Source organism: Pseudomonas sp. MF06569, from assembly GCF_059862735.1.
On the sequence record NZ_JCBCUZ010000004.1, the window covers coordinates 257,347 to 269,235 of the forward strand.

9 protein-coding genes are annotated in these 11,889 nt (G+C 61.1%); 5 read left to right on the forward strand and 4 right to left on the reverse strand.

Annotated elements, in window-relative coordinates; genetic code table 11:
* Window positions 1-54 precede the first annotated feature (54 nt).
* The 5 genes from cobG (at window position 55) to AC19YQ_RS06655 (ending at window position 5,204) form a co-directional block, all read left to right on the forward strand.
* Window positions 55-1,386: a precorrin-3B synthase gene (gene cobG / locus AC19YQ_RS06635; protein ID WP_500594828.1), complete on the forward strand. Its 1,332-nt coding sequence runs from the start codon at window positions 55-57 to the stop codon at window positions 1,384-1,386.
* Window positions 1,379-2,005, forward strand: coding sequence for a precorrin-8X methylmutase (locus AC19YQ_RS06640; RefSeq protein WP_046810051.1), 627 nt, complete (start codon window positions 1,379-1,381; stop codon window positions 2,003-2,005). The genes cobG and AC19YQ_RS06640 overlap by 8 nt, the downstream gene beginning before the upstream one ends.
* Window positions 2,005-2,736, forward strand: a complete 732-nt coding sequence (locus AC19YQ_RS06645) for a precorrin-2 C(20)-methyltransferase (protein ID WP_500594829.1) — start codon at window positions 2,005-2,007, stop codon at window positions 2,734-2,736. Before AC19YQ_RS06640 ends, AC19YQ_RS06645 begins: the two co-directional genes overlap by 1 nt.
* Window positions 2,733-4,400, forward strand: coding sequence for a precorrin-3B C(17)-methyltransferase (gene cobJ, locus AC19YQ_RS06650; RefSeq protein ID WP_500594830.1), 1,668 nt, complete (start codon window positions 2,733-2,735; stop codon window positions 4,398-4,400). The genes AC19YQ_RS06645 and cobJ overlap by 4 nt, the downstream gene beginning before the upstream one ends.
* Window positions 4,401-4,856: 456 nt before the next feature.
* Window positions 4,857-5,204: a DUF6124 family protein gene (locus AC19YQ_RS06655; RefSeq protein ID WP_500594831.1), complete on the forward strand. Its 348-nt coding sequence runs from the start codon at window positions 4,857-4,859 to the stop codon at window positions 5,202-5,204.
* A 37-nt stretch (window positions 5,205-5,241) separates the two neighbouring features.
* Here AC19YQ_RS06655 and AC19YQ_RS06660 read toward each other — a convergent pair whose 3' ends face one another.
* From AC19YQ_RS06660 to purH, 4 genes are all read right to left on the reverse strand, one after another.
* On the reverse strand, window positions 5,242-5,838 hold the full coding sequence (locus AC19YQ_RS06660; RefSeq protein ID WP_133078765.1) for a MarC family protein: 597 nt from the start codon (window positions 5,836-5,838) through the stop codon (window positions 5,242-5,244).
* Between the two features lie 59 nt (window positions 5,839-5,897).
* A complete protein-coding gene (locus AC19YQ_RS06665; RefSeq protein ID WP_500594832.1) occupies window positions 5,898-8,678 on the reverse strand; it encodes a hybrid sensor histidine kinase/response regulator in 2,781 nt (926 codons plus the stop codon).
* A gap of 99 nt (window positions 8,679-8,777) precedes the next feature.
* Entirely contained in the window at window positions 8,778-10,076 is a 1,299-nt protein-coding gene (gene purD / locus AC19YQ_RS06670; protein ID WP_133078767.1) for a phosphoribosylamine--glycine ligase, read from the reverse strand.
* Window positions 10,077-10,258: 182 nt separating this feature from the next.
* The gene (gene purH / locus AC19YQ_RS06675; RefSeq protein WP_133078768.1) at window positions 10,259-11,866 is read right to left on the reverse strand and encodes a bifunctional phosphoribosylaminoimidazolecarboxamide formyltransferase/IMP cyclohydrolase; all 1,608 of its coding nucleotides are present in this window, start codon (window positions 11,864-11,866) and stop codon (window positions 10,259-10,261) included.
* Between the last annotated feature and the right edge of the window lie 23 nt (window positions 11,867-11,889).

The window sequence follows — 11,889 nt, forward strand, 5'->3', positions numbered from 1 at the left end:
AAGCAGGCATAATGCGCCACCTGCAATAGCGAATTGCCTGCTCTGGATAACCCTTTGATTTTGCCACCTGAACCTTCTGTCACGACGCCTGTGCGCCCTTCGGCGTGCCCGGGGTTACTGCGCATTGTCCAGGCGATGGATGGCGGTATCTGTCGGGTCAAGCTGGACGGCGGCTCTATAACGGCCGCACAGGCGCTCGCGGTGGCCGATGTTAGCCAGCGCTATGCCAGTGGTGTGATCGAGGCGACTAACCGGGGCAACCTGCAAATTCGAGGGGTTGGCCCGCAGCATGCTGCGCTGATCGGTCCCTTGCTGGACGCAGGGCTGGGGCCCGCCACGGCTGCCAGTGATGATGTGCGCAACCTGATGCTCAGCCCCACGGCAGGGATCGACCGGGATCTGTTGATCGATACCTGGCCTCTGGCCCATCAGGTCCTCGACAGCCTGCAAAACACGGCGCGTTTTGCCGAGTTGTCCGCCAAGTTCGCCGTACAACTGGACGGCGGTGAAGCGCTGGCGATGCTTGAACATCATCACGACCTTTGGTTGTCAGCCGTTGACCTAAATGGCCAGACGCTACTGGCCTTTGGTCTGGCAGGCTGCCCGGCACACGATCCTGCCCTGGCTGGCGTGCCCGTCGAGCACGGGCATGCAGTGGTGCTGGCGGTACTTACGCTGTTCCTCGACCTGGCCCGCCCCGAGCACATTCGCATGCGCCACCTGCTCAAGGAGCTGCCGGTCGAGACGTTTATTGCGCAGTTGGCACAGCGCCTGCCGGTACCGCTCATTGCGCTTTCGAACTGGCGACGGGAGCCCGGCGCGGCGTCCTTGCACATCGGAACGTACCCACAACGCGACACGGACCGGGTCTATATCGGCGCCGCTCCGCCGCTGGGACGGCTGAGTGCGACCATGCTTGAGGGGTTGGCGCATCTGGCCCGGGAGTATGGTGATGGCACGCTGCGGTTTACCCCGTGGCAAAGTGTGCTGCTGCCCAACCTGCGGGCGGGCGACGCGCCGACAGTCACGCGCCAGTTACACGGGCTGGGGTTGAGCTGTGATGCGACCCTGCCACTGGCGCACCTGATCGCCTGCACCGGCTCCAGCGCCTGCGCCAAAGGCCTGGCCGACACCAAGCAGGATGCCCGCCAGTTGGCCGGGCTGTTGACTGCGCCCAAGACGATCCATTTGACCGGCTGCCTGCGTTCTTGCGCGGCAGCCCATGTCGCGCCGGTCACCTTGCTGGCCGTGGCGCCCGGTCATTACGACCTTTATTTACGTGCCCCAGAGCAGCCGGGATTCGGTGTTCTGCGTGAGCGCAACCTTACTATTGAAGCGGCAGGCGCCTGGCTTGAGGCCCGCCAACGGAGCAACACCGATGATTGATTACATCCGCGATGGTCAAGAGATCTATCGCAACTCGTTCGCCATTATTCGTGCCGAGGCCAACCTGGACAGCATCCCGGCGGATCTGGAAAAACTCGCGGTGCGGGTGATTCATGCCTGCGGCATGGTCGACGCCATTGAAGACCTGCGCTTTTCTCCGGGTGCAGGCAAGGCCGGGCGCGATGCCCTGGCCGCTGGCGCTGCAATTTTGTGCGATGCGCGCATGGTCTCCGAAGGCGTCACCCGTACCCGCTTGCCGGCCAACAACCCGGTGATTTGTACCCTGCGTGAAGAAGGCGTGCCCGAACTGGCGCTGGAGAAGGGCAACACCCGTTCGGCCGTGGCCCTTGAGCTGTGGCGCCCGTATCTGGAAGGCAGTGTGGTGGTGATCGGCAACGCGCCCACCGCGCTGTTTTACCTGCTGGAAATGATCGACGCAGGCGCGCCCAAACCGGCGCTGATCCTGGGCTTCCCGGTGGGGTTTGTTGGCGCGGCTGAGTCCAAGGCCATGCTGGCGGCAGACAGTCGCGGTGTACCGTTTGTGATCATGCAGGGCCGCCGTGGCGGCAGCGCGATGGCCGCCGCCGCGGTCAATGCACTGGCAACGGAGATCGAATAATGACGCAGCCAGGACGTTTGATCGGTCTGGGCGTTGGCCCCGGCGACCCGGAGCTGATTACCGTTAAAGCCTTGCGCCTGCTGCGTGAGTCGCCGGTGGTGGCGTACTTCGTCGCCAAGGGCAAAAAGGGCAATGCCTTCGGCATCATCGAAGCCCACCTGCAAGCGGAGCAAACCCAGATGCCGCTGGTGTATCCAGTGACCACTGAGGTGTTGCCCGAGCCATTGTCGTACGAGCAAGTGATCAGCGATTTCTACGATCAGGCTGCCGTCGAAGTGGCCGTGCATCTGGACGCCGGTCGCGATGTGGCGGTGATCTGCGAAGGCGACCCGTTCTTCTATGGTTCCTACATGTACCTGCACGACCGTCTGGCCCAGCGTTTTGAAACGCAGGTAGTGCCGGGCGTGTGCTCGATGCTGGGTGGCGCTTCGGTGCTGGGCGTGCCGCTGGTGTATCGTAATCAGAGCCTGTCGGTGCTCTCGGGCGTGCTGCCCCATGACGAACTCAAGTCGCGCCTGGCGGTTGCCGATGCGGCGGTGATCATGAAACTGGGCCGCAACTTTCATAAGGTGCGTGAAGTGCTGGGTGAACTGGGGCTGGCCGAGCGTGCGCTGTATGTCGAGCGCGCCACCATGAGCAATCAGAAAATCGTCCCGCTCAACGAAGTGGAACCGATGTCTTCGCCGTACTTCTCGCTGATCATCGTGCCCGGCGAACGGTGGCAGGGATGAGTCGTCCAGCGCCAGCCATTGTCATTCTGGGCAATGGCAGCCTGAATACCGCGCAGCGTATTCAACAGTGCTATCCCGAGGCGCTGATTTACGGTCTTGCAGGGCGGGTTGAGGACGTTGATCGCGGTTACAGCGACTTTGGCGCCACCCTGCGTGAGCTGTATCAACAGGGCACACCGATTATTGCGCTGTGCGCGGCGGGGATTGTGATCCGCACGCTGGCGCCGTTGTTGCTTGAGAAGGGCGCCGAGCCGCCGGTACTGGCCGTGGCCGAAGACGCCAGCGCGGTGGTGCCGCTGCTGGGCGGGCTGGGTGGCGTGAATGATATGGCCCGCACCATCGCTGCCGGCCTGGGTATTGCCCCGGCAATTACCACCAGTGGTGAACTGCGTTTTGGCACCTGCCTGCTCAATCCGCCAGCGGGTTATGCGCTGGGTGATCTTGAGCTGGGCAAGCGCTTTGTCTCGGACCTGCTGGCGGGTGAGTCGGTACGGATCGAAGGGGAGGCGCCATGGCTGGCCAGCGCGCAACTGCCTGAAAGTCAGCAGGCACGGCTGGCCATTCATATTGGCAGTGCCGAACGTGAACCGGCCGCCGACGAACTGCTGATCTATCCCCGTAATGTGCTGGTGAAAGTGGCTGCTGAAGTGTCGCCACAGGCCATTCGCCAGGCCTTGCATGACGCGAAGCTGGCGTGGCAATCACTGGCGTGCATCGTCGCCGACGATACCTTGATGGCCAGCGCGTCTTTGCGTGAAACAGCCCTCGAACTGGCGGTGCCCCTGCGCTTTGTCAGCGCGGGTGAGCCGGCAGTGCCTGCTGTCTGGCGCGAGGTGGGCAATGACATGTCCCTGGGCGTTGCCCCCGCGCCATTGGATCCGTTGCAGCTGGGTCGGGCCCGTGGCCGTCTGGCCGTGATCGGCCTGGGCCCTGGTGCTGCCGAGTTGATGGTGCCTGCGGTCAAGGCCGAGCTGGCGCGGGCCAATGATGTGTTGGGCTATGAGACGTATGTGCGCATGGCCGGTCCGTTTCGCGACGATCAGGTGATGCATTGCACCGACAACCGCGAAGAAATGCAGCGCGCTCGCCATGCGTTTGAGCTGGCGGCCCAGGGCCGTTCGGTGGTGGTGGTGTCTTCGGGTGATCCGGGGGTGTTTGCCATGGCGGCGGCCGTGCTTGAGGCCTTGCACGAGTCCACGGACCCGCAGTGGCACAGCGTTGACCTGGAGATGTTGCCGGGGGTGTCGGCCTCGCTGGCAACGGCGGCGCAGGCGGGAGCGCCGTTGGGGCATGACTTCTGCGTGATGTCGCTGTCGGACAACCTCAAACCGTGGAGCATCATTGAAAAGCGCCTGGACCTGGCCGCTGAGGCGGATCTGGCGCTGGCGTTCTACAACCCGATTTCCCGTTCGCGCCCGTGGCAGCTGGGCGTGGCGCTGGATATCGTCAGGCGTCATCGCACGGCGCAAACACCGGTGGTGCTGGGGCGCGATATCGGTCGTCCGGGGCAGACCCTGCGGGTGACTACGCTGGGTGAGTTGACGCCGGATCAGGTGGATATGCGCACGATGGTGCTGGTGGGGTCGTCGACCACCTGCACATTCCCGCGGGTCGATGGCACGCAGTGGGTGTACACACCGCGCTGGTATGGCGAGAAACCATGACAAAAGCCTGTAGTCGCTGAGGAGCGGAGCGAGGCTGCGAGGGGTTGCGTCGCGACCCTGCTTGAAGGTCCTTCGGCCCTTATCGCAGCCTTCGGCAGCGACTACACGTTTTGTTCAGGCCTTGGAAATCAGTCATTTCGTACGACGTTTCGCTTTCATTCTCGTGAAACATCCGAGAAGATTCCGCTCGCTTGCGCCTGTCCATTTCGGGGAATAGTCTCGGCCAATCGCTGCAAAATCAGCGATCGGGTTTAGTAGCCCGGCTTTAGTGTTTGGCGCAAGGCGCCACCTTTTCGAGGCGCTTTTTTACGGCCTGCGTTTTATGGTGGCCGTGCGCAGGGTGCCCTCGGGCACGCCGGTTCCCAAACACGCCGGTCTACTAACCTGTGCACGGCTGCCACCCATTTGTTTAGTAGCGAAAAGTGGCAGCTCCCTTAACGTGTTTGGAGTTAAGCCATGAAAAAAATCACCCCCGATCCCCCTGTTGTCCCCCTCGATGCTGCTGACAGTAACGACCCGTTGCTGGATCGTATCGCCGTCGAACGTGCGCTCAATTACTACCTGCAAAACCATAAGCCTCATCGCCCCATGGGCACGGCCATGCTGGCCATCCCGAACAGTGTCAATTCAGAAGCGGCTTTGGCCCAGGCGTCAGACTTGTTGCGCTGTGCGGGTGCCTGCGCGAATGAGGCGGGGAATGGCCTGAGCAGGCCTGCGCGCGATTTGGTGTTGTCGGTCATGCACTTGGTGGAGCTGGCCAAGGGCTATGTCGACACGTCGCTGGATACGCTGGTAACGCACTGAAGCAGCACGCGCCTGATTGGCGACAGGCGCGTCATTGTCAGGGAACCATGTAGCCCCGGATCCCGGTGAAGATGATCTGGGCCGCCAGGGCGCAGACAAACAGGCCCATCAGGCGACTGACGATCTGCAGCCCCTGTTCGCCCAGGATCCGTTCGATTCGGTTGGAGAGGTAAAGCACCACGCCAACCGTCAGGCTCGCCAGCGCAATACTGGTGATCGCCATCAGCTTGTCGTCCCAATGGGGCTGACTGACCCCCATGACCAGCAACGCACCAATGGTGCCGGGGCCAACGGTCAGCGGAATGGTCAGCGGAACTATGGTCACGTCTTGCTGCACGTTGTCGGTCTGGACCGCCGATTTACCCTGGGCCATGCCCAGTGCCGAAATAAACAGCACGCTGCCGGCACCGATGCGGAAGGCGTCGACGGTAATGCCAAACACATTGAAGATCGCGCGTCCAAACAGGTACAGCAGTACGCTGGAGATCAGCGTTGCCAGCGCCACCTTCCAGGCCAGGCGACGGCGTTCCTTGTTCGAGTAACCCCGGGTCAGGCTGATAAAGCACGACAGCACGAAAAACGGGCTGTAGAGCACCAGCATCTTCAAATACACACTGAACAGCATATGAAGCATGGTCTTGGCTCATATCGAAGGGGGGGCGCCCGAAAGTCTATCAGGGGATCGGCTGTCTGTTAGGACAGTTGTGCCGTGGATTGACGCAACTCACGTTGTTCAACCCAAAACTCCACCAGTTCTCGCAGTTGCGACAGTTCTACGGGTTTGGACATGTGGCCGTCCATGCCGGCCTGGCGGGCGCGTTCCTTGTGTTCGGTGAGGATGTGCGCGGTCAATGCGACCACCGGGGTGCGTATGCGCTGATGGCTGACTTCCCAGGCGCGCAATTGCTCCGTGGCTGAGAAACCGTCCAGCACGGGCATTTCACAGTCCATCAGCACCAGATCGTATTGCCGGGCTTTCATGGCTTTGAGTGCTTCTTCACCGTTGCAGGCGGTGTCCGGGTTCAGGTTGAGCTTGCCCAGCATGCCGCGAATGACCTTGGTGGAGATGTTGTTGTCTTCGGCCACCAGGATGCGAAAGTCGCTGGGCACTGAAACCGGCACGGCGGCGGGGCCGTTGGCGGTGGTGTGCGCGGTGGCATGGCCCTTGTTGCGTTGGGTCAGCTCATCGGCCAGGGTGGTTTTGAGGGTGTAGCCGGCCACCGGTTTGGCGAGGATGCGTTTGATCCCGCAGTTGCGCGCAATGATCTTGCTCGGCGCGTTGCTGATCCCCGTGAGCATGACCAGCAGGATGTCGTGGTTCAGGCTCGGGTCTTCCTTGATTTTGGCGGCCAGTTGCATGCCGGTCATGCCGGGCATGTTCTGGTCCAGCAGCACGATGTCGAAGTAATCACGCAAGTGGGCCTTGGTGCGCAGCAAGGCCAGGGCTTCCTTGCCCGATGCCGCAGCACTGACATTCAAACCCCAGGCGCAACATTGCTGCACCAGCACTTTGCGGCAGGTGTCATTGTCGTCGACCACCAGCACCCGTGCGCCCTTGAGCGGGCTGTCCAGGTCGGAAGTCGGGTGCTCAAGGTGTTGCGGGTCCAGGGGCAGTGTCAGCCACAGGTTGCTGCCGGTGGTTTGTCCGGGCTTTATGCCGAATTCACCGTCCATCAACATGATCAGCTGGCGAGCGATCACCAGGCCCAGATGGCCCCCCAGACGGGTCGCGGCGAGGAAGTTCTTGCTGTGTAATTCGGCATGCAACAGGGCGTCACGCTCCTGTTCATCCATCGGTTGGCCAGAGTCCTGAATGGCAATGCGCAGTCGCGGCGGGCCACTGCGTTCCTCCAGTGCGACAACGATGAGGATCTCGCCCTCGTCAGTCTTTTTCAGGGAGCTTTCGAGCAGGCTCAGCAGTGTTTGGCGCAATCGCGTAGGGTCACCGCTGATGACCCGTGGCACTTGTGGCTGGATAAAACTGATGAGTTCGACGTTCTGCTGTTCGGCCTTGGTGCGAAAAATACTCAGGCAGTCTTCGATCAGGGCATTGAGATCGAATTGCACGTCATCAAGCTCGATTTGCCCCGATTCGAGCTTGGAAATATCGAGAATTTCGTTAATCAGTGTCAGCAGTTCGTTACCCGCACTGTGGATGGTCTGGACGTAGTCCCGTTGCTTGACCGACAGCGGCGTGCCCAGCAGTAGCTCGGTCATGCCCAGTACCCCGTTCATGGGGGTGCGGATTTCATGGCTGATCTTGGCCAGAAACTCGGCCTTGGCATTCACTTCGGCAGTACTGGCGGCCAGCTCGCGGCTAATACTGAATTGGGCCTGGGTAATGCTGCGGTTGCGCTCGCTCAGGGCGATGCTCATCAACAACCCGCTGATGCAGATGATCACCATCAGGGACAGGACCAGCTCCTGCGGCGCGATAAGGGTCAAGCCCAGCAACGCGGGGAGAATCACCAGGGTACCGATGTTGAAAATCACCATCGCCATGACAAACATGCGCGCGGGCCGATAGCCCTTTTGCCAGTGGTAGACCGAGACGGCCAGGATGCTGACGCTTGCCAGTCCGACCAGGGCGTAGGTCATCACGTTCAGCGGCAGATTATCGATAAACAGGAGCAACAGGCCGCCGAGGCCGATGATCAGGATGTCCAGCAGCAGCAGCTTGTGCAGCCGGTGAGCACCACGGGTCGAGAAAAAGCTGTAGGTAAACATCAGCCCGCAAGGGGCTGTCAGCAGCAGCGTCAGGTATGCGCCGGGGGTCTGAATGGCGTGCCAGTCAGGGAGCCAGGGGTCCAGCAGGTTCAGGAACAGCGCCGAACTGGCCATCAGCAGGATTTCACAGATGGCCAGCCACAGGCTGCTGGGCGAACGGCTGTAGGCGAAGCGAATAAGGTTGTGCAGCAACAGCATCGCCATGCAGCCCAGCAGCAAGCCATAGAGCAAGGGCTTGGTCTGGTTGGCAGCCAGCATGACGGCAGTGTCGAGGGTAATGTGGGGGCGCAACTGATGGTCCGAGACCATGCGCAGGTAGACATCCAGAGGTTGTGAGCTTTGGGGCAGGGGCAGCAGGTAGTCGCTGCTGGGCACAGGCTTGCTGTTGATGGGCAATGCCGTGCCGGTGTTGGTCTGGCTGATCAGTTTTTGATCATCGAAGACATACATGTCGAGGTTTGCCAGATCGGGGGCGAATACCCGCAGGATCTGTTCATGCTTGTCGGGTTGCAGGTGTACCCGCAGCCACAGGGCTTCGCCGGGTTCTGCAGCGGCAATTCGGTCGAGTTCGACAGGGCTGAACTGGCTGGATAGCCGGGGTGAGCGCACATCACTCAGTTGCAGGGTAGCCTGAGGGTCTGGCAATACAGACCAGCTGGTACCTGATGCAGCCTGCACAGGCATCATGCCGAGCACAGAGCCCAGCAACGTGATGGTAAAAGCTATGGCGATCCTGAGCCAGCGCACGGCGAAATCCCTTCGTAAAGTGAAGCCAGATGATAACTATGCGCGGGCCTGGAATAGTTAGGCAAGGGCCGACAGCCCCCGCCTATCTATGTGGATTGCTTATTCCTGGTCGTCACCGCGTTCGCGTGCAATGGCTCGGTAGCCAATATCGTTACGGTAGAAGCAACCTTCCCACTCGATGGCCTTGGCCAGTTCGTAGGCCTTGTGTTGCGCCGCTTCAACGGTGTCACCCATTGCGGTTGCGCACAATACACGTCCACCCGAGGTTACGACTTCACCGGCTTGATTAAGTGCCGTACCTGCATGGAAAACCTTGCCTTCCAGCTTGGCCGCGGCATCCAGACCGTGGATGACCGTGCCCTTGGCGTAATCGCCAGGGTAGCCACCGGCAGCCAGGACGATGCCCAGGCTTGGGCGCGGATCCCATTGCGCTTCAACCTTGTCCAGCGCCTGGGCCAGTGCGGCCTCAACCAGCAGCACCAGGCTCGATTGCAGACGCAGCATCACCGGTTGGGTTTCAGGGTCGCCGAAGCGGCAGTTGAACTCGATGACTTTCGGGTTGCCGGCTTTGTCGATCATCAGGCCTGCGTACAGGAAACCGGTGTAGACGTTGCCTTCGTCAGCCATGCCGCGCACGGTAGGCCAGATCACCAGATCCATCACGCGCTGGTGAACGTCGGCGGTCACGACCGGGGCAGGGGAGTAAGCGCCCATGCCGCCGGTGTTCGGGCCGGTGTCGCCATCGCCAACACGTTTGTGGTCCTGGCTGGTGGCCATTGGCAGAACGTTCTTGCCGTCGACCATCACGATGAAGCTGGCTTCTTCGCCGTCGAGGAACTCTTCGATCACGACCCGTGAACCGGCTTCGCCAAAGGCGTTGCCTGCGAGCATGTCGCGTACGGCGTCTTCGGCTTCGGTCAGGGTCATGGCGACGATCACGCCTTTACCTGCGGCCAGGCCGTCGGCCTTGATCACGATCGGCGCGCCGACTTTCTGCAGGTAAGCCAGAGCCGGTTCGATTTCAGTGAAATTCTGGTAATCGGCGGTCGGGATCTTGTGGCGTGCCAGGAAGTCCTTGGTGAACGCCTTGGAGCCTTCCAGCTGAGCAGCGCCGGCGGTAGGGCCGAAGCAGTCCAGGCCACGGGCGCGGAACAGATCCACAACACCGGCTACCAGGGGTACTTCCGGACCCACGATGGTCAGGGAGACATTCTTCTCGGCGAAATCTGCCAGTTGCTCAAGGGCCAGCACGTCGATGGCGACGTTCTCGCATTTGGCTTCAATGGCGGTGCCGGCGTTGCCCGGGGCAACGAATACTTTAGCGACACGTGGGTCCTGAGCTACTTTCCAGGCCAGTGCGTGTTCGCGGCCACCGCTGCCAATGATCAAAACATTCATTTCAAAAACCTCGGATGACGCTCAAATCTGGTGAGCACCACTAGGGTGCTTGAAGGCCCAGCTTTTGTGGGAGCCGGGCTTGCCCGCGATACAGCCACCTCGGTGTTTCAGAGAGTGCGAGGTGCTGCTATCGCAGGCAAGCCAGCTCCCACAAAAGCCAGTGCCCACAGTGGATGGTGCATTTAGTGACGGAAGTGGCGCATGCCGGTGAACACCATGGCAATACCGGCTTCGTCTGCAGCTGCAATCACTTCGTTGTCACGCATCGAGCCGCCCGGCTGGATCACCGCAGTGATACCGGCCTTGGCCGCGTTGTCGATGCCGTCACGGAACGGGAAGAAGGCGTCCGATGCCATGACGGCACCCTGTACTTGCAGACCGGCGTGCTCAGCCTTGATCGCGGCAATACGGGCCGAGTTTACGCGGCTCATCTGGCCCGCGCCGACACCGATGGTCTGACGGCCCTTGGCGTAGACGATGGCGTTGGACTTCACGTACTTGGCTACTTTCCAGGCGAAGATCAGGTCGTTGATCTCTTGCTCGGTCGGTGCGCGCTTGGTCACGACTTTCAGGTCTTCGCTGCCGATCATCTCGATGTCACGGCTTTGAACCAGCAGGCCGCCATTGACGCGCTTGAAGTCCCAGGCCGGGGCGCGATCTTCGCTCCACTGGCCGCAGGCCAGCAGGCGCACGTTGGCTTTGGCCGCGACGATGGCGCGGGCTTCCTCGCTCACGGACGGGGCGATGATCACTTCAACGAACTGACGCTCAACAATGGCCTTGGCCGTTTCGGCGTCCAGTTCACGGTTGAAGGCGATGATGCCGCCGAACGCCGATTCGGTATCCGTGGCGTAAGCCAGTTCGTAAGCCTGGCGGATGCCGCCTTCAGCGTCCGGGCTCACGGCTACGCCGCACGGGTTGGCGTGCTTGACGATCACGCAAGCCGGTTTGACGAAGCTTTTTACGCATTCCAGCGCGGCGTCGGTGTCGGCCACGTTGTTGAACGACAGTTCCTTGCCTTGCAGCTGGGTTGCCGTCGCGATGCTGACTTCGGTCGGCTTGGCTTCAACGTAGAACGCCGCTTTCTGGTGCGGGTTCTCGCCGTAGCGCATTTCCTGGGCCTTGATGAACTGGCTGTTGAAGGTGCGCGGGAACAGGCCGCGGTCTTCGGTGCTCAGTACTTCAGCGGCCTGGTTCACGGTGCCCAGGTAGTTGGCGATCATGCCGTCGTAGGCAGCGGTGTGTTCAAACGCCTTGAGCATCAGGTCGAAACGCTGTGCGTAGGTCAGGCCACCGGCCTTGAGGTTTTCCAGAACGTTGGCGTAATCGCTGGCATTGACCACGATGGCCACGTCTTTGTGGTTTTTTGCAGCCGAACGGACCATGGTCGGGCCGCCGATGTCGATGTTCTCGATGGCGGTCGGCAGGTCGCAGCCTGGCTTGGAGATGGTGGCTTCGAACGGGTAGAGGTTAACGGCTACCAGGTCGATCGGCTTGATGCCGTGCTCGCTCATGATGTCGTCGTCGATGCCGCGACGGCCCAGAATGCCACCGTGGATTTTCGGGTGCAGGGTTTTCACCCGACCGTCCATCATTTCTGCAAAGCCGGTGTAGTCCGCCACTTCAACGGCGGCTACGCCGTTGTCTTGCAGCAGCTTGAACGTACCGCCAGTGGACAGGATCTCGACGCCGAGGGCTTCCAGTTCACGGGCGAAATCAAGGATTCCGGTTTTGTCGGAAACACTGATTAGAGCGCGGCGGATCGGCAGGCGGGTAGTCTGATCGGTCATCTCGATTTCCATCAAAAGCAAAG

Coding starts and splice junctions, on each gene's coding strand:
- purD (WP_133078767.1), bottom strand. CDS start 10,076: ATGAATGTTTTGATCATTGGCAGCGGTGGCCGCGAACACGCACTGGCC.
- cobJ (WP_500594830.1), top strand. CDS start 2,733: ATGAGTCGTCCAGCGCCAGCCATTGTCATTCTGGGCAATGGCAGCCTG.
- AC19YQ_RS06660 (WP_133078765.1), bottom strand. CDS start 5,838: ATGCTTCATATGCTGTTCAGTGTGTATTTGAAGATGCTGGTGCTCTAC.
- purH (WP_133078768.1), bottom strand. CDS start 11,866: ATGACCGATCAGACTACCCGCCTGCCGATCCGCCGCGCTCTAATCAGT.
- AC19YQ_RS06640 (WP_046810051.1), top strand. CDS start 1,379: ATGATTGATTACATCCGCGATGGTCAAGAGATCTATCGCAACTCGTTC.
- AC19YQ_RS06655 (WP_500594831.1), top strand. CDS start 4,857: ATGAAAAAAATCACCCCCGATCCCCCTGTTGTCCCCCTCGATGCTGCT.
- AC19YQ_RS06645 (WP_500594829.1), top strand. CDS start 2,005: ATGACGCAGCCAGGACGTTTGATCGGTCTGGGCGTTGGCCCCGGCGAC.